41 protein-coding genes are annotated in these 23,248 nt (G+C 47.3%); 15 read left to right on the forward strand and 26 right to left on the reverse strand.

Translation table 11 applies throughout. The annotated features are described in order from the left end of the window. Positions 1 to 208 precede the first annotated feature (208 nt). Positions 209 to 1,414 carry a tyrosine-type recombinase/integrase gene (locus tag DKT73_RS18170; RefSeq protein ID WP_111639937.1) on the forward strand — a complete coding sequence of 402 codons (1,206 nt, stop codon included), beginning with the start codon at positions 209 to 211 and terminating at the stop codon, positions 1,412 to 1,414. Here the strand turns inward: DKT73_RS18170 and DKT73_RS18175 are convergent. From DKT73_RS18175 to DKT73_RS18275, 21 genes are all read right to left on the reverse strand, one after another. Then, a complete protein-coding gene (locus tag DKT73_RS18175) occupies positions 1,386 to 1,643 on the reverse strand; it encodes a helix-turn-helix transcriptional regulator (RefSeq protein ID WP_111639938.1) in 258 nt (85 codons plus the stop codon). The genes DKT73_RS18170 and DKT73_RS18175 overlap by 29 nt on opposite strands. After that, the gene (locus DKT73_RS18180; protein WP_111639939.1) at positions 1,640 to 2,233 is read right to left on the reverse strand and encodes a hypothetical protein; all 594 of its coding nucleotides are present in this window, start codon (positions 2,231 to 2,233) and stop codon (positions 1,640 to 1,642) included. The genes DKT73_RS18175 and DKT73_RS18180 overlap by 4 nt, the downstream gene beginning before the upstream one ends. Beyond that, entirely contained in the window at positions 2,230 to 2,847 is a 618-nt protein-coding gene (locus DKT73_RS18185; RefSeq protein ID WP_111639940.1) for a hypothetical protein, read from the reverse strand. The genes DKT73_RS18180 and DKT73_RS18185 overlap by 4 nt, the downstream gene beginning before the upstream one ends. Before the next feature lie 11 nt (positions 2,848 to 2,858). Continuing rightward, complete coding sequence (locus DKT73_RS18190; RefSeq protein ID WP_111639941.1) at positions 2,859 to 3,818, reverse strand: hypothetical protein; 960 nt, start codon at positions 3,816 to 3,818, stop codon at positions 2,859 to 2,861. A gap of 10 nt (positions 3,819 to 3,828) precedes the next feature. Next, positions 3,829 to 4,308: a hypothetical protein gene (locus DKT73_RS18195; RefSeq protein WP_111639942.1), complete on the reverse strand. Its 480-nt coding sequence runs from the start codon at positions 4,306 to 4,308 to the stop codon at positions 3,829 to 3,831. A gap of 11 nt (positions 4,309 to 4,319) precedes the next feature. Further along, positions 4,320 to 4,637, reverse strand: a complete 318-nt coding sequence (locus DKT73_RS18200; RefSeq protein WP_111639943.1) for a hypothetical protein — start codon at positions 4,635 to 4,637, stop codon at positions 4,320 to 4,322. Positions 4,638 to 4,639: 2 nt separating this feature from the next. Then, positions 4,640 to 5,260, reverse strand: coding sequence for a hypothetical protein (locus DKT73_RS18205; protein ID WP_111639944.1), 621 nt, complete (start codon positions 5,258 to 5,260; stop codon positions 4,640 to 4,642). 23 nt (positions 5,261 to 5,283) lie between these two features. Further along, positions 5,284 to 5,751 (reverse strand): hypothetical protein, encoded by a 468-nt coding sequence (locus tag DKT73_RS18210; RefSeq protein WP_111639945.1) that lies wholly within the window; start codon positions 5,749 to 5,751, stop codon positions 5,284 to 5,286. Further along, positions 5,748 to 6,386: an ASCH domain-containing protein gene (locus DKT73_RS18215; RefSeq protein ID WP_111639946.1), complete on the reverse strand. Its 639-nt coding sequence runs from the start codon at positions 6,384 to 6,386 to the stop codon at positions 5,748 to 5,750. The genes DKT73_RS18210 and DKT73_RS18215 overlap by 4 nt, the downstream gene beginning before the upstream one ends. Next, positions 6,383 to 6,691: a hypothetical protein gene (locus DKT73_RS18220; RefSeq protein WP_111639947.1), complete on the reverse strand. Its 309-nt coding sequence runs from the start codon at positions 6,689 to 6,691 to the stop codon at positions 6,383 to 6,385. Before DKT73_RS18220 ends, DKT73_RS18215 begins: the two co-directional genes overlap by 4 nt. After that, positions 6,688 to 7,602 carry a recombination-associated protein RdgC gene (locus DKT73_RS18225; protein ID WP_111639948.1) on the reverse strand — a complete coding sequence of 305 codons (915 nt, stop codon included), beginning with the start codon at positions 7,600 to 7,602 and terminating at the stop codon, positions 6,688 to 6,690. Before DKT73_RS18225 ends, DKT73_RS18220 begins: the two co-directional genes overlap by 4 nt. 9 nt (positions 7,603 to 7,611) lie before the next feature. Further along, entirely contained in the window at positions 7,612 to 8,145 is a 534-nt protein-coding gene (locus DKT73_RS18230; RefSeq protein WP_111639949.1) for a hypothetical protein, read from the reverse strand. A gap of 11 nt (positions 8,146 to 8,156) precedes the next feature. Beyond that, on the reverse strand, positions 8,157 to 8,474 hold the full coding sequence (locus tag DKT73_RS18235) for a hypothetical protein (protein ID WP_111639950.1): 318 nt from the start codon (positions 8,472 to 8,474) through the stop codon (positions 8,157 to 8,159). Then, positions 8,474 to 8,689, reverse strand: a complete 216-nt coding sequence (locus tag DKT73_RS18240; protein WP_157959208.1) for a carbon storage regulator — start codon at positions 8,687 to 8,689, stop codon at positions 8,474 to 8,476. Before DKT73_RS18240 ends, DKT73_RS18235 begins: the two co-directional genes overlap by 1 nt. Positions 8,690 to 8,699: 10 nt before the next feature. Next, positions 8,700 to 9,227, reverse strand: a complete 528-nt coding sequence (gene ssb, locus DKT73_RS18245; protein WP_111639952.1) for a single-stranded DNA-binding protein — start codon at positions 9,225 to 9,227, stop codon at positions 8,700 to 8,702. Positions 9,228 to 9,238: 11 nt separating this feature from the next. Next, positions 9,239 to 9,676 (reverse strand): helix-turn-helix transcriptional regulator, encoded by a 438-nt coding sequence (locus DKT73_RS18250; protein WP_111639953.1) that lies wholly within the window; start codon positions 9,674 to 9,676, stop codon positions 9,239 to 9,241. A 134-nt stretch (positions 9,677 to 9,810) separates the two neighbouring features. After that, positions 9,811 to 10,128: a helix-turn-helix domain-containing protein gene (locus DKT73_RS18255; RefSeq protein WP_111639954.1), complete on the reverse strand. Its 318-nt coding sequence runs from the start codon at positions 10,126 to 10,128 to the stop codon at positions 9,811 to 9,813. Positions 10,129 to 10,455: 327 nt separating this feature from the next. Then, the gene (locus tag DKT73_RS18260; RefSeq protein ID WP_111639955.1) at positions 10,456 to 10,956 is read right to left on the reverse strand and encodes a hypothetical protein; all 501 of its coding nucleotides are present in this window, start codon (positions 10,954 to 10,956) and stop codon (positions 10,456 to 10,458) included. A gap of 1 nt (position 10,957) precedes the next feature. Further along, complete coding sequence (locus tag DKT73_RS18265) at positions 10,958 to 11,305, reverse strand: hypothetical protein (RefSeq protein WP_198666663.1); 348 nt, start codon at positions 11,303 to 11,305, stop codon at positions 10,958 to 10,960. 66 nt (positions 11,306 to 11,371) lie between these two features. Next, positions 11,372 to 11,977: an outer membrane beta-barrel protein gene (locus tag DKT73_RS18270; RefSeq protein WP_157959209.1), complete on the reverse strand. Its 606-nt coding sequence runs from the start codon at positions 11,975 to 11,977 to the stop codon at positions 11,372 to 11,374. Positions 11,978 to 12,040: 63 nt separating this feature from the next. Next, positions 12,041 to 12,796, reverse strand: coding sequence for a helix-turn-helix domain-containing protein (locus DKT73_RS18275; protein WP_111639958.1), 756 nt, complete (start codon positions 12,794 to 12,796; stop codon positions 12,041 to 12,043). Between the two features lie 243 nt (positions 12,797 to 13,039). On the opposite strand from DKT73_RS18275, the gene DKT73_RS18280 reads away from it, so the two are divergent. From DKT73_RS18280 to DKT73_RS18345, 14 genes are all read left to right on the forward strand, one after another. Further along, the gene (locus tag DKT73_RS18280) at positions 13,040 to 13,369 is read left to right on the forward strand and encodes a hypothetical protein (protein WP_111639959.1); all 330 of its coding nucleotides are present in this window, start codon (positions 13,040 to 13,042) and stop codon (positions 13,367 to 13,369) included. Positions 13,370 to 13,709: 340 nt separating this feature from the next. Next, entirely contained in the window at positions 13,710 to 13,997 is a 288-nt protein-coding gene (locus tag DKT73_RS20375) for a hypothetical protein (RefSeq protein WP_232827926.1), read from the forward strand. Continuing rightward, positions 13,994 to 14,281, forward strand: coding sequence for a hypothetical protein (locus DKT73_RS18290; RefSeq protein WP_111639961.1), 288 nt, complete (start codon positions 13,994 to 13,996; stop codon positions 14,279 to 14,281). The genes DKT73_RS20375 and DKT73_RS18290 overlap by 4 nt, the downstream gene beginning before the upstream one ends. Further along, the gene (locus DKT73_RS18295; RefSeq protein WP_111639962.1) at positions 14,278 to 14,976 is read left to right on the forward strand and encodes a DUF2786 domain-containing protein; all 699 of its coding nucleotides are present in this window, start codon (positions 14,278 to 14,280) and stop codon (positions 14,974 to 14,976) included. The genes DKT73_RS18290 and DKT73_RS18295 overlap by 4 nt, the downstream gene beginning before the upstream one ends. Then, the gene (locus DKT73_RS18300; protein WP_111639963.1) at positions 14,973 to 15,281 is read left to right on the forward strand and encodes a hypothetical protein; all 309 of its coding nucleotides are present in this window, start codon (positions 14,973 to 14,975) and stop codon (positions 15,279 to 15,281) included. The genes DKT73_RS18295 and DKT73_RS18300 overlap by 4 nt, the downstream gene beginning before the upstream one ends. Further along, positions 15,278 to 16,111, forward strand: coding sequence for a helix-turn-helix domain-containing protein (locus DKT73_RS18305; protein ID WP_111639964.1), 834 nt, complete (start codon positions 15,278 to 15,280; stop codon positions 16,109 to 16,111). Before DKT73_RS18300 ends, DKT73_RS18305 begins: the two co-directional genes overlap by 4 nt. 10 nt (positions 16,112 to 16,121) lie before the next feature. Then, positions 16,122 to 16,484: a hypothetical protein gene (locus DKT73_RS18310; protein ID WP_111639965.1), complete on the forward strand. Its 363-nt coding sequence runs from the start codon at positions 16,122 to 16,124 to the stop codon at positions 16,482 to 16,484. Positions 16,485 to 16,486: 2 nt separating this feature from the next. Then, a complete protein-coding gene (locus DKT73_RS18315; protein ID WP_111639966.1) occupies positions 16,487 to 16,834 on the forward strand; it encodes a hypothetical protein in 348 nt (115 codons plus the stop codon). Continuing rightward, complete coding sequence (locus DKT73_RS18320; RefSeq protein ID WP_111639967.1) at positions 16,831 to 17,154, forward strand: hypothetical protein; 324 nt, start codon at positions 16,831 to 16,833, stop codon at positions 17,152 to 17,154. Before DKT73_RS18315 ends, DKT73_RS18320 begins: the two co-directional genes overlap by 4 nt. Before the next feature lie 9 nt (positions 17,155 to 17,163). Continuing rightward, a complete protein-coding gene (locus tag DKT73_RS18325; RefSeq protein ID WP_111639968.1) occupies positions 17,164 to 17,391 on the forward strand; it encodes a hypothetical protein in 228 nt (75 codons plus the stop codon). Positions 17,392 to 17,427: 36 nt separating this feature from the next. Next, positions 17,428 to 17,739, forward strand: coding sequence for a hypothetical protein (locus DKT73_RS18330; protein WP_198666664.1), 312 nt, complete (start codon positions 17,428 to 17,430; stop codon positions 17,737 to 17,739). 109 nt (positions 17,740 to 17,848) lie between these two features. Further along, entirely contained in the window at positions 17,849 to 18,736 is an 888-nt protein-coding gene (orn, locus tag DKT73_RS18335; RefSeq protein WP_157959210.1) for an oligoribonuclease, read from the forward strand. A gap of 92 nt (positions 18,737 to 18,828) precedes the next feature. Next, positions 18,829 to 19,332 (forward strand): hypothetical protein, encoded by a 504-nt coding sequence (locus tag DKT73_RS18340; RefSeq protein ID WP_111639970.1) that lies wholly within the window; start codon positions 18,829 to 18,831, stop codon positions 19,330 to 19,332. Then, positions 19,329 to 20,480: a tyrosine-type recombinase/integrase gene (locus tag DKT73_RS18345; protein ID WP_111639971.1), complete on the forward strand. Its 1,152-nt coding sequence runs from the start codon at positions 19,329 to 19,331 to the stop codon at positions 20,478 to 20,480. The genes DKT73_RS18340 and DKT73_RS18345 overlap by 4 nt, the downstream gene beginning before the upstream one ends. A gap of 173 nt (positions 20,481 to 20,653) precedes the next feature. Here DKT73_RS18345 and DKT73_RS18350 read toward each other — a convergent pair whose 3' ends face one another. The 5 genes from DKT73_RS18350 to DKT73_RS18370 all read right to left on the reverse strand — a co-directional run bounded on the left by DKT73_RS18350 (position 20,654) and on the right by DKT73_RS18370 (position 23,243). After that, positions 20,654 to 20,920 (reverse strand): DUF1456 family protein, encoded by a 267-nt coding sequence (locus DKT73_RS18350; RefSeq protein WP_111639972.1) that lies wholly within the window; start codon positions 20,918 to 20,920, stop codon positions 20,654 to 20,656. Continuing rightward, entirely contained in the window at positions 20,920 to 21,417 is a 498-nt protein-coding gene (locus tag DKT73_RS18355; protein WP_111639973.1) for a hypothetical protein, read from the reverse strand. Before DKT73_RS18355 ends, DKT73_RS18350 begins: the two co-directional genes overlap by 1 nt. A 60-nt stretch (positions 21,418 to 21,477) precedes the next feature. Next, complete coding sequence (locus DKT73_RS18360; RefSeq protein WP_111639974.1) at positions 21,478 to 21,987, reverse strand: DUF5710 domain-containing protein; 510 nt, start codon at positions 21,985 to 21,987, stop codon at positions 21,478 to 21,480. Between the two features lie 100 nt (positions 21,988 to 22,087). After that, complete coding sequence (locus tag DKT73_RS18365) at positions 22,088 to 22,309, reverse strand: hypothetical protein (protein WP_111639975.1); 222 nt, start codon at positions 22,307 to 22,309, stop codon at positions 22,088 to 22,090. 1 nt (position 22,310) lies between these two features. Continuing rightward, on the reverse strand, positions 22,311 to 23,243 hold the full coding sequence (locus DKT73_RS18370) for an AcrVA2 family anti-CRISPR protein (RefSeq protein WP_111639976.1): 933 nt from the start codon (positions 23,241 to 23,243) through the stop codon (positions 22,311 to 22,313). Positions 23,244 to 23,248 lie beyond the last annotated feature (5 nt).

Here is a 23,248-nt window from a genome sequence, read left to right on the forward strand (position 1 = left end):
GCACATATCTATAATTGATTGTTTTTCGCTGCTTTCATTGATTATCAAGAAACAACCGAAGCCCCCGAAACCATTAGGTTTTGGGGGCTTTTTTGTTTTCGTTTGTTTTATTGGCTTTCATTCTTTATCATTCTTTTTGAGTACACAAATGAGTACATGATTTGAATCAGTACTTGTTTCGTAATTTTATTTCACAGGGAATTACAAAATGATATCGGATGCGTGGCTGAAGAGTAATAACGGCAAGGCTCGGGATAAGGTTGAGGTGTTTTCAGATCGTGATGGTTTGGGGGTGCGTGCGACGATTAAAGGAAAGCTGGTTTTCCAATGGCGCTATCGATACCACGGCAAGCAGTTGCGTTTAGACATTGGCGCTTATCCTGCGATCGGCTTAAAGCGCGCTAGAGAAAAAATGATGGAGCTGCAGGCGGTTCTTGAGGAGGGGCGCGATCCTAAAGCTTATCTTATTAGGCAGTCTTTGTTTGATGCGCCTGACAATAAGCTCGAAGCACTTTATAGGGATTATCACAATGCCTTTGCTGTGCATCATCAAAAGAGCGCTGGCGACTCGCTGAGAAGCATGGAGCTGCACGTTTTTCCGTTACTGGGTGATTTTTCCGCCTCTGACATTGAGGTCTATCAATGGGTTAGGGTGTTTGAAGCAATCGCAAAGGATGTGCCGTCCATATCTGAACGTGTATTGACTGCGGCTCGTCAGATGTACGCGTGGGGCATTCGCATGCGACGTGTGACCAGCAATCCGTTATCTGATATATCAGCTAGAAAAGATCTCAGGATTAAGAAAAATAGGCGGGTGCGATCGTTAAGCGATGATGATCTTAGGCTTATCTGGAAGGGGATTAAAGAGTCTAATATTCGCCCTAAAAACCGTATATTGTTGCAGCTGCTTACAATGTGGGGGTGTCGGATTGGTGAGTTGAGGTTGGCTAAAAAAACGGATTTTGACTTGCATAACAATGTTTGGACCATTCCGCCAGAAAATCACAAGACGGGTCGTTTAACTGGGCGACCATTGAAGCGGCCGATAATGCCAGAAATGGCCGCGCTAATTAAGCAGCTTATGCTTTGTTCGCCAGAGTCTTATGCTTATGCGATTCCGCTGGCGAAGGCGGATAGACCGGCTGTTGAAACGTCTCACTTATCGATGCCTAAGAATATCAATCATTGGATCAAGAAGCGCCTGGCAGCTGATGTTGATTCGTGGTCTGTGCACGACTTGCGAAGCACTGCGCGGTCGCGCTGGTCAGTATTTGCGCCGCCCCATATTTGCGAGATCGCTCTTGGTCATGCGCTGCCAGCGATGTGGCAAACGTATGACCATCATGACTATCTCGACGAGCAAAGGGCGCTTTACGAGCAATGGCTTAAGAAGCTGCACGAGATTGTTTCTTAGCGTTTGCTTGCTCCCACGCGATAACATCATCCAGCGACCATCTTGCCTCGACGCCCTCGCCAAACAACGGCTTGGGGAATTTAAACGCGTGGTCATCTTTCTTCCAGCGCCAGAATGTTGCAGGGCTTATTCTGTAGCGCTCTTGGATTTGCTTGCCGGACAAATATTCGCTTGGTAGTCCGTTCAGTGTGAATGCGTCGACCAGGCTTGTTGTTTGAGGTTGGCTCATTCCCCTTGCTCCTTTGCTTTGTCTAATGCGTTTTTGGCGATGTCGCCAGCGTCTGGCCAGTGTCGGCCACGGTTGCGGATCTCCATCAGCGCTTCTTTCATAATAGTGTTTTGTTTTTTATGCGTTTCGTATTCGACGTTGGCGGCGTCCATGATTGGACCTAGCTTTTTGACGCCTCGAAGGGTGTCTAAAATTAAGCGTCTTTGGTTGTGCATGGCTTCCTCCTTGCTTTCGTACCCTGGGGAAATCCCAAGGAACAGCATTGCATCGAGCAGTTTTTCAAGGTCGTCATAATCCAAACCGTATTGATCGTATTTGCTCGGTATCTCTGTTTTTATCAATTCGGCAATTTCAGCGTCACTGAGCAGGTTGTTTGAAAAGTCACCTTTGTGGTGGCTGTGCCAAAGCCTGCCATCCATGTTCACGCCAAAGTAGGCGTGAGCTTTATAATTGAACATTGTGGCACCTTCTGATTCTCTTTGTGCTGCTCCACCGACTTTCGCTAGGTTCATGATGTGCCTGTATGTATCGAAGGAAACTTGGCTGTTAGGTATGCAAAAGCCTTCAGGGTATTTATTTAAAATGCTCATGCCGCACTCCTAGCTTTCGAAGATTTCAATTTTTTATACCATTCCTCTATTTCCCACGCTTTGCTCGGTTTCACTGGTGAACTAGGTGCGAAGAACAAGCACCGGATTAATTCGCTTGCATCTTCTTCGCCTGAGCGCTTCTCAAGCTGATCAATAAGCTTTCGGTTTTTCGCTTCTACAAGATCAAGAACAGCCCAAAGCAGTCCGCTTTTAATGTCGCCTCCGCTGGCGTGGCCGACGGTAACGTCGAGTTGTTTTTCAATGCTTGCAAACTTGCTGTCGGCTTGGGCTTTGAGTAGCTCGTTAGCAATCCATCGCGCATGGGTGCTGTTGCCTGTTTTTTTGAACTGCTTTAGTTCTTTTTGAATGTTTAGGGTTGGTTGACCTTCAGGTTTTCCATTCACCCGAGACTCGATAGCTTTCCACGCTAGCTCGTATTCAGGCCAATCACTTTCAATGACTAAGCAAGTTAGTGGTTTTTTATTTTGCTCTTCTCTATGACGATCTGCTTTTGCTAAAAGCTTTTCAAGAAGCGCTCTCTCTTCACTCGTAAAAGCTGCCTCAACATCTGATGCTTTTAAGGCGTGGTATCTGTTTTCTCGTTTAAATGTCATGATATTTCCCGTTATTTGTTAAGATAATATTTGTTGTTTTCTTCGGTCAAAAAGCCTTCTTTTTTTAGCTCTTCGAGTGCTTGTTTGGTGCGTTGGTAGTTGGTTGTTTCGGCTGTTCGCATGACGGCTCTTACGCCCACTTGACCCGCTGGCATTTGTTTGATTGCCTGCTTTATTTCGTCCAGTGTTGGGCGTCCTGTTTCGGCGTTTGTTTGGCTTTCGTCTGGCTGTTCGTTTGGCGTTTGGCTTACTGTTGGGCGCTGTTGTTCAGGTGTTTGGTTTGGTGTTTTTTCGTCTGTAACGCCTGTTTTTACTGGTGTTTGGCGTACTGCATAGCTAGCAAAAGCAACGAGCGGACAGAGGTCGACAAGGGCGGCTAAAACGATCCAAAGCGCCCAGCGACCAGCGCCAATAACAGAGACTAGGGCGGTTGTTGCGTCGGTGTTTGGCGCTGTTTGGTTGCTCAGTTGAGCAATAGCAGAGCGGCGTTTTTCGCTCGCCTCGGCGGCTTTTATGAGCAGCTGTCCAGCGTACCAGCCGTTGCCTTTTTGTTTCTCGGAATTGGCGGAATCTGTTAGTGTTTTCGCCTGTTTTTCTAGGTCATCAATGACAGACATTTTTAGTTTGTAGTCATTGGAATTGTATAGCTGTGTTTGCTGGTTCTCTTGGAAGCGAGATTCAAAAAATCCCGCAGTGGCTGAGAAACTGATGGTAAACAACACGGCGGTGATTAGGTACATGGCGCACGCTATCAAGCGTTTGCTCGCCTGCCAAAATTTGGCAGCGGTCGCAGCAAAAAGGAATTGAAAGCATACCAAGGCCAAGCCGATGATCGCCGCCAAGGCGGTATCGATCGGCATAACGGTTTGCTCGGTAAAAAGCAGCACTTCACACACAACCGAGACAGCGGCCAGAACGAGCGCTAGGGCAAGCATGGTAAAGCGCTCTGTTTTGTTTAGGACTAAAGACATGCTTGGCTCCCTATGCTGCCTTGGTTTGTTTGGTGCTGAATCGTTTTAGGTGATTCGTTTCAAAAAAGTGGTAGCCGTAGTTGGCTCCGAAGTAGCTCATTGAGAAGTTTTCGTGCTGCACATAGGCTAGGTATCTATGCTGAAATTTCATGTTCCAATCATTTGGCTCGCGTTTTCCGCTTGCCGCATGGGTGGCGCTGAATAATTTAAACTCGGTGACCTTTCCGTCTTCTAAAATGACTCGAATGATTCCTTCGTATGTTTGATACCAGCCATCAGAAAGCATGACTCCGTTTTTGTAAGAGCAACCTTTTGTACCGAGCTGAGTAAAACTATCACCGGCTTTCAAACGCTCGCCATTTCCTAGAATCAGATCAGGCATACCTATTTTTTTCTTGTCATCGAAAGCTATGACGTAGCAAGTTTCCGCTGCGACGGCATCAACTTCTTCGCTGAACAGTATTGGCCACTGAGGGCATTGCTTTGACATAGTTGCTCTCCTTAAACTCTGTCTTGGCGCTGCTGTTCGGCGTCCCAGTAGCAAAAATCGATAAAGCTTTTGAAGCTATCGCCATATTCTAAAAATCGCTTATATCTCTGCTGAGATTTGGTTAATTTGCGGATGGCTGCGAACTCGTCAAGGTATATGACCTTCCAAGTGGGGTGACAGCGAGAAACAACCGATGCCTTATCTGCGTCAAAATTCACACCAAGGTGATGGCTTTTGTTTTCAACAATGACGCCAGACTTTCCGTCGACAATTACCTTTCTTCCTATATCAGCGGGGACGTTGTAGGTTTTTTTGATGTAGTTGCTCATGGTTACTCTCTCTGATCCGCTGCTTCGGTTGCTTTTATTTCGTCATAGCGCTTGATCACTTCTATGATGGCGTGGCAGATCCAAAGGTATTGCTCTGTGAATTCCTTGCAGTCATATTCGTAGAAGCTTTCAAGCTGGAAGTCGTTACACTCAAAATTCAGAACCCACTCGTTCGCCTCTTCTTCATGATCGATTTCTTTTATTGCCTCATCGATCGCTCCGCGAATCTCTGTGTTGATCTCGATGTCTTCCTCGTCATCCAGAGTTTCAATTGGATCTAAGTTGTTTTTTAGATAATCATTTACGCATGATCTGAAAGCATCTGCTGTCCAACGCTTCCCTTGCTGCGAGCGGTTTGGCTCGGCTTTAAGTTTTTCCCCCCAATAGCTTGGATTAATTTTTTTAGCACGAAAGAAACTGAACATGTCGTTTTTTCTGGCAAAAAGGTATTCGCCCATGTCGCCAGTTACAGCCAAATAACCAGGCCAAGTAACTATTTTAATGGCGTAAATTGAAGACCCGTCATCGAAACTAACATGGCGATAAACCCCATCATCTTTGATGATTTTCAGAGCGTGATTTACGGTGTCTTTTTTGAATGTTTCCAATGATTTGCTGTACATAATTACTCTCCCTGTGGGGCGGTTTAGGCCGCTTGCTCTTTGTTTTGTTGTAGTGCTTGCGCGGCGATTTCGAAGCCGTGGAATCCTTTGATAAACACGCTGCGCTGTTCTGTTTGCAGGTCGCCATGCTGATTGCGCGGGTTTGCCCAGTTGCGTGGGTCTGCGTAGATGGCTAGGGCAGATAGTGCTGCGTCACGCTTGATGTCTGCATGTTCGCTAAGCAAGTTGCTGATGCGTACATGGGCGCTGTTTAGGGTGCTTTCTAGCTCTTTGATTGTTCGCTGCTGATGCTCGTTTTGCGTCTTAATACGGTAGTTTTCAGCGGCGCGCATAGCCAGTGCATCGCGCATGCTTTCTGGCATGGCTGCGATTTCTGCAATGGATTCGTAACTCTCAATGGCGGCGACCAACTCGCGCACACTGATTTCATTTCCGTGTTTGTCGTGGCCAGCGAGGCCGCTTAAATTCCAATCGATAGAATGGGGGTTCATGCTGCTTGCTCCTGTTTTTTGCCGTTTAGCTCGACGATTTTGAATTCAATGATCCACACCCAAGGATTTTCACTCCAATTTTTATAGAGGGAGTCCCATGTTCCGCGAAACCAAGTTCGCGCAGGCGCGCCATCTTTGGGGTGCGTTTCCATGCGTGGGAAGCCTTCTTTTTTGGCGTCTTCTTCGGTGATGTCTTGGATTCGCTCAATACGCACATCGGTGATTTCCAGCACTAAACGGCATGCCCAACGGGGCATGTGGATTGACGGCTTCCAATCGTAACCGCGAACATCTGCGTCTTGACTCGCAAGCTTTTCAGTTGCCTTGTAGCGGATATCTTGATTCATTCCTTTAGTGGGCTTGGCTTGCTCATAGCTACCAGCATCAAGTGCGGCAAACGTCTCGCGCACCCATAGATGGTCGCCAACCTTGCCAAGCGGAAAAGCTGGGGCAATAAAATTATTCTTAGTTGCTTTATCGCTAAATCCAGCACCATAAAGATGGCCTTTCCAAGAAAAACCACTGTCATTTGTAAGTGTTGGCTGTGGGTTAGCTGGTCGACGCGTTTGGGTTTTGCGGCCGTCTAAGATGGCTTTCACCATTTCCGTATTGAATAGAATAGGGCGCTCTTTCATGCTGCTTGCTCCTGTTCGCTCACTTCGCGCTTTACTGCGGCCAACATTAAAATCTGTCCATCTTTTACTTTCACATCGCCAAGGCAGTGCTGTAAATTTCCTGATAGCGCGCCGCCCATGGGTTGAGAAAGCATCACAATGCGACCAAGTAGGTCGGCAATTTCTTCCCATCCGCTTAAATCGTTCGCTAGCTCTTGAGCAAACTCAAAAGCCTCCTCTTCATCATCAATTGCTTCAAACTTTTCAGGGTAAGCAAGTAGCAAAAGCTCATACATTTCTAGATCATCTAAAGGTTTTGATTTCATGCTGCTTGCTCCTGTTCTGGCGCTGAGATTTCAAACCAGGCGCATAGGCTGGCGAAGAATTCGCGGGTGGTGAGTGTGGTTAGGGCAAAGGTAGCGTCCATATCAGATAAGCCACCGCCTTGGGAGTCGTTGAACGCGGCCTCTTTAAGCTGGTCGTCCCATTTGATTTTTCGGATAGTCAGATCATCGTGTAGCACAAAACTAATTTTGTCGGTCCAGCGTAGGGCGAGGCTTTTAACGCTCATGCCTTGCTGTAGATGACGGGTGACGTCTTCGGACAATGGCTCAAGGTTTTTAAACGCAATGCTTGCTTTGTCTTCGCTGCGGTCTTGAATGTCGCACGTTGCGCCTGTTTCTAGCCAAGCGGGTACGGCGTTCATCATGAGCCAGTGAGTCATGATGGCAGATGGCGACACTTGTGCCTGTAGCGGTAGCATCGGGAAGCTGCCGAGCATGGTTTGCAGGTGCTTGAATGCTTGCTCAATCATGTTGGCGCTGGTGCTGTAAATGGCGATGAAACCCGCTTTGCTGTCGATGTGCATCCACACGTCGGTGCGTTTCGCGTACGCTTTTGGGCGCATGGTAAAGATCAGCTCGTCTTTCATGTCGGTTTTTTCTTTACGGTAGACTTTGCGGCCTTCGATTAGCTCTATTTGCGCCACTTTCTCTTCCAGTGCTTCGCGGACGATGGCGCTGGGTAGGTTCTTTTCTTCTTTACCAAAACGCATAAGCAAGCAATCGCCAGAGCGTAGCGACCATGTTTCGCTGTTGCGGATCAGCGGCATAGAGCCGAACGTGTACTCGTCTTGTGAGCCCACTTCTTTTAGTGGGAAATTAGGAAGCGCGGCTTCTAACGTGTCGAAATCGACGGCTTCTTTTAACTGGAAAATGGTTGCGTTAGTGAAAAACATGGGTGGCTCCTATTTGTTTGCGTCTACAGAGACAGGGCAGTCTCTAACAAGACTGGCGGCCATCAACATTCCAACCTTGAACCACTTGACCTGCTCAGGCTCTGTGAGCTCAAACTCACCAAAAGAAACTTTAGTGGCGTCAGTACGAGCGGCGGTTTCAATGTCATGTATCTGAATTTCATGCCATAGGCTTATATAAGCCGCTGCACTTTCTTGGTTGAGGTTTTCGCCTAACGTTTTAAGCTTGATTTTTCGGTTTTCTTGCGTGTTTTCATAAGCAAATATCGCGGTATAGTCGCCTTCTGCCCATGCTTCTCTCTGGAAAATGGCCACAGGAAACGCGCCCTGATAATTGGACTCTGGCGTCCAGTAGTTAATCGAAAAATCAGCGTCCTCAATTTCAACGATGTGCGCTTTAAGGCCGTGTTCTTTTATCCATGCTACGGGCTTACAGCCGTTCTCTAATTTCAACTCAGGGTGAAAGCGGCCTTGATCATTTTCGATAAGTTCAGCTGGCAACAGTGTTTTCTTTTGCTCTGTCATGATGATTCCCTTTAGCCGTTTAAGGCTGTTTTGTAGTTTTCGTGGCGCACGACTTGTAAGTAGTGCGGGAATTTTTCGATGGTGATTGCTGTGCGGTGTGGTTTGCTGTCTGCGTTAACAGAGAACACCACCTCCCCAACTGCGAATTGATCTCCATCGCTGCGTGTGTGGTCTTTCCGGCTTACTTCGCCATTTGAAATGGTGGCGATTTTTAAGCGGGTTTGGTGACCCTTGCGGCTACCGAATTCGATGATGGCCAGCGGCAGGGCTTGATCATTCAAGATGATGATCTTTTGCCCTTTTTTGCGTGTCATCGTGAAGCCAGACATTACGCGGCACCCTGTTCAGCGGCCTTGCGGTCGCGTTCGATCAGTTCATCACGTAAAACGCTGACGGATTTTGGCGCGTTTATAGCAAAGCGGGTTTGCTTGGCGTTATGCGGGTTTGGCTCCGCGATAACGTGTATCACCGTGCCTTTTTCGCTGGCTGGCACGTTGATCGTGATTCCTTCACCTGGCTTGCGTGTTAGTAGTAAATTTCCCATTTTGCCTTCCTTATGGTCTGCGGTGTGGTGCTGGTTGTGGCGGTGCCGCTGGGTGCTGCTGTTGTGGCGCTTGCTGCGGTGCATTGCCCCAGCTGCCGTAAGATTGTGGTGCTGGCTGCGGTGCTGGCTGATAGCTTTGCTCTGGATAGCCTTGCTGGTATCCGCCTTGTTGTGGCTGTTGGTTGGCGTCTGCTCGGCTGTCTAGTAGCTGCATTTCGTTAGCAACGATTTCTGTTGTGTAGCGTTTAATGCCGTCTTTTTCCCATTCGCGAGTGCGTAGGGAACCCTCTACATAAATCTTCGATCCTTTTTTGATGTACTCGCCCGCGACTTGACCAAGGTGAAAGTTTCCACGATCCATAAACACTAGGCGGTGCCATTCGGTGCGCTCTTGCATTTGGCCTGTTTGCTTGTCGCGCCAGCTTTCTGATGTTGCTAGGTTGACGTTTGCCACGGCTGCGCCTGATGGCATGTAACGCACTTCGGCATCATTGCCTGCGTTACCAATTAATATGACGAGGTTTTTTCCGCGAGCCATGGTGTTTTCTCCTAAACGATTAGTAGGTCAAGTGGGTTATCACGACGTCCGCCCTTGATGCCGCTTTTATGGCCGCGGACGTGGCGAGCGGTGCGTACAAGGGAATGATCAACATCGCCCACGAACGGGGTGTCGATGTAACTGACGAACCCAGCGAGCAGGGCGAACAAAAACGCACTGCAGCGTAGGGTGTTGGCGTAGGTTGATTCGTATTTGAATTTGATGTCGCCCACTGCGATGGCCACAGCCACGGCATGAATGTTGTTGCGGGCGTTGTAATGCTCACGCGCTGCAACAAGATGATGGACGATGGTTGGCTCGGCTTTGCCAAGGTTGTACGCAATGGTTTTGGCTGGAAGGCCGTAAGCAGACATGACTAGGGGTTCTAGTTGTGTCGCTTTGAGCCCTGCGGTTTTTGATGGGTAAAACGTAATGTTTTCGTGTGACATCTTGTCATCTCCTGTGTTGTTGAATATAAATTACACATATCGCATTTTTTAGTCAACAAAGAAAACAAAGAAAACATTAATAGTTTACTGTTTATATATACAGTAAATAGATGTTAGGATAGGAAATACAAGGCTTAGCGGTCGCTAATTAATTTTGAAAAATGTTCAATGATGGTGACGGCATGGTGTTGTTTTTTGGGCGGCAGGCGCGATATAGCACGGCCAAGGTTGCTAAGGGCGGTTGTGTAATCGACGTCTTTTGAGCAGGTGAGGTGGCCTTTTTCGAGGCCAAACAGCACCTCGATACGGGCCATAATTATGGGTTTCGGGCGGTGTCGATCCAGCTCCCACGATTTGATCGTGTGAATAGAGCAGTTAAGATGTTTTGCTACTTCGTTCCGTGACATGTTGGCGGCGATCCGTGCGGTCTTTAGGCGCTGGCCTACCGTCATAGTATTCACTGTATTGAATTAAACTCCGCATTGTACAAAAAAGCCGTGTATTAAACTGTGTGATTATTGTGTTGAACAGTAGGCGGATAGCGGGTCTACACGTTTTTTGGGTAAAGCGGGTAGACTTTTGCATATATCGTGTAGACTTTTTGTCACGCACTTGTCAAAAAAATGTAAAGCGGATAAAAAGTAAGGGAACGGAGGAACACCCTTATGGAACATACGGATTTAGAGGGGCGCATCAGGCGCTTGCAATGCTTGCTTGATGCGGCAAAAGAGAATGGTAATTATGGGGTGGTGGTTTATTATCAAGTGATGATGGATGAGTTAAAGCAGGCTATCAGGGAGGCCGTATATGAGGACTTGTAAAAACTCATATTGCGTCATGGTTTTCATTGCGCGATGACGGTATTTGCCTTCTGTTTTTTTGAGCACCGAAAAATCGACTAGGCCGTAGTCGATTAAATTTGTATCTTTTACTCGTCTTACGGCGTTTGCCATTTTAACTTGTAGGCTATAGTTTCCGCATTTCGAGATAAGCAAATCGCCTTCTTTAAAATAAATATAAGGGCTTTGCGTCCACACCATGTACGGAACTTTGCTTTTCCGGCGCTGATCAAACGACAACCCTAGCGCATCTCGAAAGGCATAGCCTACGCAAAAAGTCCAATGGTCATTGTTCAGATGGCCGTTTTTCTGGTGTTCATCAAACGTAACGCTGCTCACTATCAATTTTGTTGATTTGTCGGCGCGATAATATTTTTCGCCAGTTTCTTTGTTGGTAACAAGTTTCCAGAGCTTATCTAGGTGCTGTGCTTCTGCGAACATACTATTTTCCTTCCATGACTCTCGCCAGCTTACGCTTGGCATTTTTTAGTTCTTTTGCAGCGTCTTGCGCTTTTTTCTCGTGTTCTGCGAGCCCCTTGAGCGCCGCTTCTAGTTTTGTGCCAGGTATCCATGACGCAATTAACTTTAAATGCTGTGCCGTTTCTTCTGTGTAAATGACGTTTTTATAGTCACCCGTTAGCAGTGCGATTCTATGTTTACAGTGCGTCCCATTGGTGCCGGCAAGGCAATCACAAAGCATTTCCAATTGACCGTCTTTCTGCTTGACGGTATTGATGTGGTAGGGCTCGGCTTGGGATCCGCGATATAATATTTGCACACTTTTCATCATCACCTCTTTTTTATTTGCTTCTTTGTGCGCGACGACTGAGTTTTCAGTGCCGCGCGTTTGGTGTGATCAGAAAGACACAGTGCCTTTTAGCTCCGTAAAGTCTGCATCGTCCATGGTTGAGTAGCCCAATGCTAAAGAGAATTTGTCGTTAAAGTGATAAGCGCCAAATGCGCTTAAGATAGTGTCGCTGTCGCTTTCGCCGTCGTCGCTCAGGCGGATGAAGTTGGCAGATGCGCCTAGCTCTACGCTGTCCAACACTAATGAGCGCAAGCCGAGCTCAAACGAGCCACCACTGGCGTCCTGGCTCACGCTTGTGTTTCTTATTGTGGCTTTTACTTCGTAGTTTTCGGCTGATAATTTACCGTAAATATCGGTAACATCGCTAACAGCGTGGCGGTAGCCAATGCCGATGTGTGAGCGGTTGATTTCAGCGTTGACGTTCTGTCCGTTCACGCGAATGTCTGTGTCTGTGGATTCTGCGCGACCACCGATGAAAATGTTATCATTCAGCAAGAAGCTGCCGCTAAGCGCAACGCCTGTTAGTTTGTCTTCTAGTCCATCAATGTCGGCCGACACTGCGCCAAAAGAGACCTGATTCCATTGCGGTGCATCGACGGCGTGCGCTGATACGGCGGTTAGTAGTAGCGCTGAGGCCAAAAGGGTTTTGTTCATTGTTATTGCTCCATGCCCATCCATTAGATTGCCAGCGCTTAGGGCAGCAGCGCTGGCAACAGGTTAATCAAATTTCCACAGCCCCTCTTTCATTTTGAGCTGCATGGTGAGTTGGTCAAATACCACTTGGAATTGTGCCGCGTCGGTCTCTGGGTCAAATCCATCGCGCGTTGCTATTCGTGCGTTGTAAAGCTGTGACACGGCTGTTAGGTAGGGCACGAGTAGGTCGCTGTCCACGTCAAAGCCAGCTTGTTTAACCGCACCTAACAACTGGCTGCTGGTTTTGGCGATTAAATCAGTATTTATCTGCTGACCAGCTGGCGGCGTCATGGGCTTTCGGTCTAGCCATTCCTCAGGAAGTCCAAGGCGCTGCTCAACGACGCGACAAATCCGCCCGATCAACTTCCCTTTTCCAGCCAATATTTTACTAATCCAGCCCTTCGTATAGCCGCACATTTCAGCGATTTGTGTCTGAGTCAAGCCCCTGTCTGCTTCAAGATGCGCGACGTATTTAGCAAGATTTTGTCGGCGCCACTGATAAACCCAAGCGTTTTGAAATTCTTCATCAGACATGTTGGCGATTTTTAACGCATCAGCTATCGGTATATCCATTAAACGGCAAATTAACATCGCCTCTTCTAGCGCAAAACTTACAGCCCCGCGCATGCGACGGTCAATTGCCGCAACAGATAGCCCTAAATACTCCGCAACATCGCTTTTATCGTAGCGCGAGGCGTTAATGATCCTCTGCATAGCAAGTGAGCAAGCCGCTTTTGAGCTTTCAATCACTTCTTTTTCTAGCGCTTTTTGTGCCGTCATTGCGAAACCTGTTGAGTGGATATTGCTGTTTTTGATGTTTCAAATCGCTCTATTTGCGAATTGTGACATTGTAGAGTGTTTTTTCAACACAACAAAAATAATAAACAGTTGAATAAAAACTACGCTGAGTGTTATATTTAGTTTCAATGTGACGGCAGGGTAAATGATAAAGTGTTATCAAGCCGTTAAATTCACTCTGTTTTCCCGCTGTGAAGCGCCATTCAGAGTATTTGAGGAGGGGTTATGTCTAGTCAGCTTAACACATTAGACCACACGATTATGGGGATTTTATTCAAATCCGATAGGGCGTTATCTATCCCGACCATAAGCGCGCTGTCTGAGTCACCTACTCACAAGGTCCGTTATTCGATTTACAAAATGATGGATTTGGGTTTTGTGGTGCGTCGTGTTGATGTTGGTGCGTTTCCTCTTTATTCCGCTGTGATCGATTGCCCTTATTTCCCGCCTGTTGCGCTTGTAGCAGAGCGGGCTTTTTTGGCTTTTGATGATGCGGAGTTTTCTAAACTGGTGGCGGACGTTGAAAGACGCGCCAACACCAAAACTTTACACTGAATATCGAAACAAGAGGTTTTTAGGACAAGATGTCCACGATGTTCTGATTATCTGATTTGACAGGTACAGAGCAATGATTAATAATTTAACCGTTACTGCAAAATCAGTAACCTGGATTACCACCCAGCAAAATTACAAGGGCAGACGAACCGCCCATAAAAGCGGTTTTTTTATGTCTGCACGCCTGTACCTACCTGTTATGGTCGGATTGGCGGGGCCGTCTTCGGGCGGACCAGTTTACCTTGTAGCTGGTTGTGGTAACCCTGTTAGTCCGGCCACCCAAATTTCGAAATTACCACTTCGATGTGGTGGCCCCAAAAAATATACAAGGGGTTCCATCATGGCACAATTACGTCAAAAATCTGACATGTTGTCTGTATACGGCAGACGTGTACGCAACGCTATCCAATATCACCTTCCTAAATTTGGCGATTCGCCACGCATCTTGTTAGATCCTAACGAGATTTCTGAGTTATCCCGTATTTCTGTTGATAAAGTTCAGCTCGCTGTAAAAGAGCTGGAGCGCGAGGGCTATATCGCCCGTATGTTCAAAGGCCGCCGCACGAAAGCGCACGTTTACGCACTGTTGAACCCTGAGCTAAAAGGACAAGCGGGGGTGTGGGCATGAGTGAATCAATGTCAAATAATACGAGTCCACTGTCTGATTTTGATATTTGCAAGCTTCAGCGGGCGTTTGAGCATCTAAAGGCAGAGAATGACCGTCTGCATTCTAATTTAGGAAAACTAGCTCGCGTCCAGTTTCGTCGTTTTAATGATGAGGAGTGTTGGATTTGGCAGGGTGATGGAAGCGATCACCTTGAGTCTCTCGTTTGTCCTGTTGTTATTTCGGCATCAGATCTAATGGCGTTAATTGGTCAAAATCGCGTCGCAGTTAACGAGGTGACGCCATGAGTATGGATAAGCGCTATCAAGAGAAAATTCGTAAATTGTTGGCTTTGTCTCAATCTGATAATCCTCATAAAGCAGAAACCGCAAAGCGTCAAGCTATGTCGCTGATGAGAAAATACCGTATTGATGCTGATGAATTGAATATCATTTCAACGTATTCGCGACCAATTAAGCGCCAAAGCGTCAAGCAGTACGAACAAATTTTGGTTTCGGCCATTATGGAAATTTCAGGGTGCTATGCACAGCATGGAACCCGCAGACGAATTTCTTGCGGTCGTATTGCTTGGGAATCTAGGGTTGAATTTATTGGTTTGGAGCGCGACGCAGAGTTGGCCGCTTACTCTTTCGATGTCATTTATCCGCAACTAGAGAAAGCCCGAAAAGAGTTTCAAAAAACATATAGCGCCAGCGCTCAGCAAGCCGATTTGTATTGCAAGGGCTGGATTCTTTCAGCCTGCCGGAAGTTGATTAACGTTTTTGGTGAACGCGACCGCCCCGAAGAGGTTGTCAAACACAAGACCAAGAGACAAGAGGGAATGGAGGCGACCAAAGTTAAAGAGGCCAAACTTTCTGGTAATAGCAGCGTGGACGCCCATTGTTTAAATCTCGGGTCACGCGACGGACAGGACGCAACATTGAATGTTGCCACCACCGATCAGCAAGAAAAACAGCTGAGACTTGGGGGTGTTCCTGCATGATTCAGCGCCTTATTTCCCTGTTCAGGCCCCGCAACGTGCATTACTACCGCTGTACGTTGGCTTATTGTCGAGTCGAAAATCTTCAAGCACGCGAGATTTGTAATAATTATTTTACGTTTCAGATGCGTGAAAAAAATGGCGTTATCGATATCTCTGATCGTTACATAAAGCAGAATGTCGCGCCTTTTTTGATTGGAAAAACGCCTAAACACTTGCTATGCAATGGCGAAGTTAAAGTGGTTAATGTGCAGTACCTCGGCGCGTTTAAGGCGTTTCCGAAACAGAAAGCGGGGGTGTCGGCATGAGTGTTGATGCTACCCGTTGGGCTTGGTTGGCTAGTCCAGCTAAATCTTCTGAGCTGCTTGTTTTGTTGTCTATGGCTGATCGCGCAGGCGAAGACCACACGTGTTGGCCGTCTGTTGCTCGTTTGGTAAAAGATACGAAGCTGAATGAAAAGACGGTTAACACGGCCTTAAAAGGGCTGGTTGCTCAGGGTCTTATACACGATACAGGTAAGCGTGTAGGCAGCACTGGCCGCGTTAAAATCTATCGTTTGGTGGGGGTTTTGGGGCGTGATGAGCAATCCGGTAATTCAGGGAATTCACCCCAATCAGAAAAATCAAATACACCCAATAATGGTGGTATTCAATCTGGGGATGAAATAGGCCCAAATACGGGGGAAATATCTAATACCCCCAAAAACGGAATACTTCCTAATTTACCGTGTAATACCCCCGAAATTGGGGGGACTAAATACCCCCAAAATAGGGGGTCAGAACCTATCACTTTAGAACCTAACATAGAACCTAACACTTCTTTGGGTTCGCCTCCGGCAAACGCTACCAAAAAACCAAAACGTGCTTGTTCGTATCCGAGTGATTTTTCGGTTGATCAGGACATGGTTGACTGGCTGAACGAAAAAGGGATTACAACACCTTGGCCGCTGGAAACGGAAAAGTTTGCCAATTACCACATCGCGAAAGGTTCTACGTTCAAAGATTGGAAGGCCGCATGGCGAGGCTGGATGCTGAATTCGATGAAGTACAGCGTTCCTGCTCAATCAACAGCGCCCGCTCAAAACGGTCGCCAAGGCGTTAACGACGAGCTTAACAACATTCACAACACGGATTGGTAGGGGGGCTGCCATGTTTGATTCTAATAACGATTTGTTTAACGAATTTCCAGCGGCGGCAGATGCCTATTTTGAAGCCGCGAACAATGCCCACGATGTGGCGAGCTGGAAACCTAGCCACCCAGTGGTGATGGAAGCAGCGCGCCGTGTAGGTTTTCAGGCTCTTCGTCGTCGTGACACTGGCGCGGGTAAACGAGCCTTTGGTAAGCATTACAACGATGTGTGCAAGGCGTATTTGCGTGGCGAGCGATTTAAGCCGGTGATCATTGATAAACCGAAATTCGCGGAAAAGTTAAGTGAGCATGAGCTTCATCAGCGAAAAATGGTTGGGCGTCAGCGTGTTGGTGATCTTAAAGCACTGTTGGGGAGGGCGTGAGGATGGATAATTCAGTTGTTTTGAATGCGTTGAGGTTTTACCGAGACAAGGTGCAGAAGGATTTCGATAAATTGGATGCGGTTTTTAGTGCTCGCCCAGGACAGGAATTAGTAGACGTTTTGAAGGAAGCCCAAGAAATTATTTTCAAAGAAAACTGGTTTGAGTCTCATGGTGAGCGAATAAAAGAATTAGCAGACAAAGAAAAACAACTAAAAGCGGTTATAAGAAAGCAGCTCGACATTAAAGCTGGCGATAAACGCACCGCGCTACGGATTGAGCTTGATGAGATAGCTCGGGAGATAGTAAAGCAAGAGCACTTATACTTACAGTGGCGGAGGGAGCGAGGATGAGTGAATTAGATTACGTCGGTTTTTTGGCGATGCTGTGGATTGCGTTTGTTTTCGTCGGCATTTATTACATTTTGACTAACAAAATAGCTCAAAAAGAATCGGCTGAAATGCCGTTCTTGCATTGGATGGGGGCGTTTTGGCGCTTACCTGTTGGGATTATCGATTTGGTATTCGGGCGTAAGTTGCCCGATTGGATGGGGCCTGTTATTTGGTTTGCTCCGGTTTATTTGGTGGCGATTGTTAAATATTCGGAATTTCATTTTCTTGACTATGGCTGGGCTTTTTCTGTCGGAAAATTGATCATTATCAGGCTTTATTAAGAGGTGGGTATGTTTGAAAACAATATGAAGCATGAGGCTGGGTTAAATAAACGCTACAAGCAAAGCATGAAGGGTAAATGGTTTAAAACCATTGATCGTATTCGTCTGCGAAGAAATGGCGCCACGATTAACATTCATAGGCACAAGTTGAACAGAAAGATACGCGCCTGTTATCCGAGGGGTAAGGCATTTTTTAAAATGGTTGATCTGATGATATTAGCAAGAGATCAAGCGTAGTTTAAACAATCATCGCTGTGAAGCGAGGAGGTCATTATGTTGAACATTGAAACACCCGCCGCGAAAGCCGGTGACCCAGAAACCAGCCACTTAGCAGCGGAGGCGATCACGAAGAGTGGTGCGCGTCAGAAGCAAATGGAGCGCGTTGTTGCCATGGTCCAGAAAACCAGCGGTCTGACAAGCCGAGAGCTGGCGAGCAAACACGGTGAAGATCGCTACATGGTTGGTCGTCGATTGAGCGAAGCGGAAACCGCGCAAGAAGTGGAAAAAGGCCCTGTTCGTATTTGTGAAATCGGTAAGTGCAAAGCGGTTACCTGGTGGGTCAGGGGGACGGCTCCACGTGATTGATAAAAAGAAAGAGCTGTTTACTTTGGAACAGTTGTACGAATCCGGGCTTATCTCTTTGCAGCATTACACAGAGCAGAAGATAGATATTTTAAATAATAGAGAGGGCGTTATGTCGAAAGTTGTTTTGGTTGGGTGTGATTTAGAAACGGGTGGTTTGAACGGTTACGAGACGTTAGCGAGCGGCGAGCGCGTTCATGGAGCGTTGCATTATCCGATTTTGGAAATGGCGTTTGTGATTTGTGATGACAAGTTGAATGAGCTTCGCAGCCTTAGTGTTGGTATTTGGGACGAGTCGTTTTTAGAGCGTCTTAGCCCTTGGGCGCTAAAGGCTCACACAGAGTCAGGCTTGATTGATCAGCTGCGCAATAAATCGGGTGAGCATACCGCAGTTTATGGCAGCAATGAGCTGGCGGTGAGGCATGTTTTAGGCTGGCTGATGCATCATGGTGTGGCGAAATACGACCGCAAGGCGAAAACAGGCGGTATTTTGTTTGGTAATAGTATTGCGTTTGATGTGTCGTATCTCGATGCGCAAATGCCAAACCTTAAAGACTTCTTTCACTATCGCACGATTGATGTGTCCACCATTGATTTGCTGCGCCAGACCGCTTGGGCGAGTGTTGGCTTGCCAAAAGCTGAGAAGGTTTATGCCCATACGGCCATGAGCGACATCAAAGAGACGCTGACGGAATTGAAGGGTTATACGGATATATTTCGTCCTATTTGCGTTACAACTGGAAGTAACGATGTGCTAATGAGCCGTGATAATCGTCACGGCTGGAAGCTGGAAGAGTTGCTTGGGAAGGTGGCGGAGGAGCTGGCTGTCAAAACCAAGCGGCTGGAAGAGTCATTGGCGGGTGATTTGGCTGATGAAGCGATTCGCAACAATCTAAGAATTAGAGACTTTCTTTTGAAGGCTCAGTCAATACAGTTTTCTACAATGAAAAGTTTTGAAAAGTTAGGTCCTGATCGCGGGCCATCTAACCCACGCATTTAGTTTTCATTTTAAAGGGCGTTCGCTGAGCGCCTTTGTGAATGTTCTCTATTAAACAGAAAATCAATCATCGTCGTGATGACGAGGAGTAAATTATGCGCTGGAAAGATTCAACTAAAGTTGGTTCGTTGGGCTGGTTGTCGTGGACAATCGTTAATCGCCACATTGACACGCTCATCAGTACGTCTGCGGATGCAGGGTGGCGCGGTGTCAGCAACGCGGGGAAGATCTGCGATATGTTGGAGTCTGGTGTGGTGCCAGAGTTTGGCGGTGGGGGCGACTCTAATGCGAAGATGATCAAGGCTATTGAGCAGCTGACGACGAAAGACAGCGGTTACGCGCATTTGTTTGACTCGCTGTCGCCTATGCAAAGGCTGTGTTTGTTTGCGGCTGTGTTGGCTGAGGGGCGACGAGACGAGCGAGGTCAACCGCCGCTTAACGCTGTAATAGCGTCTCAAATCGGTCGGTATGCGGCTGAGTTGAGAATGAAAGCGCCACTCAAACGCCTCACTCCTGTTAATTATTCGGTGCATTTGTCGCGTGGCCGCGATGCTTTTTTAAAAGCTTTGCTTGCTGAGATCGCGGCGGTGGCTGAATGACTAAGCGCATTACGGATTCATCTATTAAGTTTTTCTTGGCAAACAGCGATAAAATGTGGTGTTTTGACTCTCGCCGTGTTGAATTTCGTGCCAATCCATCCCGCACGGGTGGCACGTTTTACGATGTGGTTTACCAAGGTAAATTGAAGAAGCGCACGGTGCTGGGAAAGTGGCCAGCACTGAAAGCCTCTGATTTGTTTAAGCGATTGAGTGAGATTCGCGGTCAATTGATGGCGGGTGAACGTACTGGCAAGAAAGTTGATACAGTGGCTGAGTGCGGTGCGCTTTTGTTATGGTTTGTTGATCATATCGAGAGCGATAAGACGTTTAGTTCGAACTATGTCAAAACCGCTTATTCGATTATTCATACCCATTTATTGGGCTGTTTTGAGGGTTTGCCCGTGGTGGGGCTGACTCGTAATGCGATTTATAAGCGGCTTTATCGCGCTAAGCAAACAGAGCTGGCGCTGTCGTCTATTCGCACCGCTTGGGCGGTGTTAAAGCGCGCCTGTTCGTTAGCAGCTAAGCTGGAAGTGGTTGCGGCGGATCCGTTAAAGGGTATCGGCTGGCGGGATTTTTCGACCAGCAAAGAAAAAGTGAAATCGGGGCGTTTAAAGGTCGATGACCTGACAACGGTTGCGGCAGCGATTGGTGAGGCGCAGGCGTTGAGGCGTTTGTTTTTTACGTTGCAGTTGTGCCAAGCCACACGCATTGAAGAGACATGCTTGGCGGAATGGTCGCAGTTTTATTTAGATCGTGGCGAATGGGTTATCCCCGCTGACGATACAAAAACGGGCGTGGAATTACGCACTCCGCTGGCCCCTGAGATTGTTGAGCTGTTGCGGCACGCTAAAGCGATGCGACGCGGCAAGTACGTGTTTAGCCGTTGCGGCACGCGACCCATTAGCACTATGACGGCTAGCAATTGGTACAAGGATTTGCGGCACGGCATGGATATGTATTTTACATCGCACGACATGCGCAAACTGGCCAATGATTATTGGATGCAAAGTGGTGTGGATAGTACTGTGCGGAAAATGCTGCTTAACCACACGCGCGGGGATTTAGAGGGGCGATACGAAAGCGAATATGCATGGCCGCTGATGAAAGAGGCTGTTGGGAAACTGGCAGGGGTGGTGGTCAAATAGAGCGATATTAATTGTGAGGTGTTGCCTGAAGCAAAATAAGCCCAATGATGAATCATTGGGCTTACAGTTATTCCCATGCATATGGGTAACGTAGATCATGTCAGGTCTATTATTAGGCTGACTATTGGTTTATCCCCGCGTTTGCGGGGAGCAAAAAAATATTAGAGTGTTTATTAGTTTTCGTCAACATCAAAATTATATATGATCAGGCCATTAACAAACGCCTCTAGCGCCTCGTCGGGCATGGGTTTGTACATATTAACAGCTTTGCCATGAGTGTTCCCGCTAGAGGTTTTTTTGCGGTGTGGTGCGCTTAGCCATCTGTCTATTTGAGATTTTGATGTCTCGTATCCGCCCGCCGCCAGGATGCTCAGCATCTCTGATCGGCTTGGTTTAAGTATGTAGCACAGTTTTTTTAGTACAGAATTGTTGTCGATCATTATCCTAGATCCCTCGATCCTGTTATGTGGTTTTCTCCCGCCCAAATTTCGCTTTCAATTTGCTCGGAAATTTCTTTGGCGGTCCAGTCGAGTTCGCTAACTCTCAGCCACCCAGTAGTGAGGAATGACACTCGCCACTCCCCTGATTGTTTTATTCCGTTAGAGTAGTGCGCCCTCATTAAATACATTGTGCCGCTGCTTCCCTCTTCTGGCTCTTGTCGAACCGCTTGTCCATTAACAATTACAGGTAGGCATTCGTAGTGGTCCACTATGTCGCCGTTGCTGTCCATGTGAATTTCCTCTGGTTTGAGCGCGCTTATGTCGTGAGCAATACCACCAAAAACAGCAAACACCTGATTTCCTCGCTGACGGATCGCGTCGCTGCGTGGGTATTGCACCCATCCGTCTGATTCGCGCTCTCGCTCCTCGCATTTTTTCAACTCGTCGCTGACCAACTCAAGTTGTTCTTCTGTGTATTGAGTATTCAAAATATCCATGACTTCTCCTTGTTTCCGGGTTTGGGACGACCTGACAATCAGGCCGTATGTTTTTGGTGATCAACATCTATATTTTTTGGTGTATGCGTCTTGACGTTCAATTTCCTCAATGTCGGTTTGCTTGGTGTCGTACTGTAGCAGTTCCGCTGGCAGATACTCGCCTTTAGCGGATGGGTAAAACCAGAATTTGTAGTCTGGGTTCCATTTTGCGCCGTGTGATTTTGCGTTGTTTTTTTCGCTATAGTCGACGTCTAGGTAAATGTTGCAGGCACTTTTAGTCAACTCGGCTTCTTTTTGGTTTGCCTGGAATTCTGCGAATTCGTTCACGTGGGCGTCAACTGGCTCGCCGAAAATTGCAATAAAGGCATCTTGAATGTCTTCTACTGGTACAGCGTGGAAGCTGTTGTATTCTGCGCTGAAAAGCACTTCGCCTTGGTTTTTGTTGCGAGGCTTTTCGCCTTTAACGATTGTGACGATGGTATCTCCACGCTTATTTTTGGTAGTAATGAAGACGCGGATGTTGTCGCCGTTATCAAAAGTGCGGAAGTCGTTTGTGGTTGTGTATTTCATGTTATCACCTATCTATTCGTGATTTGGTTAGGGCCAATCCCTCACTCCATGTAAGTTATATTAATATGGGCTAGCCCATAAGTAAAGCGTTAATTTGAATTTATTTTAAATTATTTTCTAGGGCTTCAAATGCTGCTAATAATGCGGCTTCACGGGTGCCGCCGTGGCGGGAAACCACGCTCTCTATCCATGTCTTTTTCTGCTCTGGCGTTTTATCTGCTTCAGTGAATCGGACCGGTGCAAACACGGCGGCACCTTTTCTTTTTTCAGCGCGTTTTTTTTCAGCGCGCTGCTGTGCTGTTAATTCCACTTTTTCTGTCATGCTATTCCCCTGTTGTCGCGTTGATCAATAATGGCGGTAACCATTTGTAGATGAACTTTCTATCCTGCCCTGCTTTCGCCCCTGTCCAGTAGCCATGCCAATGGGCGCGGCGAATGTGTGGAGCGGGGCCGTTTCTTGTTTCGCCTTTTGGCTCGCTGTAAATTGCCCTTAATTGCTGGGCGACTTTCTCGCCAACTTTCCATGTTTTCGGCTTTTTGGGAGGGAAAAGCTTCCACTCGCCCTTTACTTTTTTGGCTTTCGGTCGCTGCGGTAGTTCGTGCTCTATGCGCGCTATGTCTGGCTCTTCACTGCACAGATAAAGCAATAGGCTAATGCAGTGGTGCGCTATTTTGCTTTGATGTTCAACCATTTTTTCAAACGGCCAGTTGTATTTATTAATGCCGCCTTGCTTTGCGCCTTCGCTGATCGCTCGGTCTATGGCTTCGGTCACTGTGTGTTCACCCATGTGCAATATGATGGGGTAGAGCATTTCGTCACTGTCGATTAGTAAGCGTAACTCACTGCGTTTTGTGTTGATGTCGAATTCTAGGTGGGCAAAAAAACCATAAATGTCTTCTAGACCTGGCGTTTCGATATACATGCCCCATTCAGGTAGGCGGTGCAAAACTTCGACAGGCAAGTCGCCCTTGGCCGTGGTGCTGGAAATAGCCTCATAAACGGCCGGTTCGAATTGGTAAACGCCTTGCGTGTAACGCCACGCGATTAATGCGGATAATCGCGCCACATCGCCAATGCGATTCGGTGGCATGGCACCACCTTCTGACACGATGGCGTAAGTCGCGGCCATGGGAAGGAAACACCAAGACGGCCAATCGGGCAGATCTTTGCCTTTGCTTTGACGGAATGTGTTTACCTGTTTCCAAGCGTTTGGGTACATGTGGCCTGCAGCGGCTAAATGATTTGATGGGCGCATATTGG

The sequence above is a fragment of the Marinomonas shanghaiensis genome (genome assembly GCF_003259175.1).
Lineage (GTDB): Bacteria > Pseudomonadota > Gammaproteobacteria > Pseudomonadales > Marinomonadaceae > Marinomonas > Marinomonas shanghaiensis.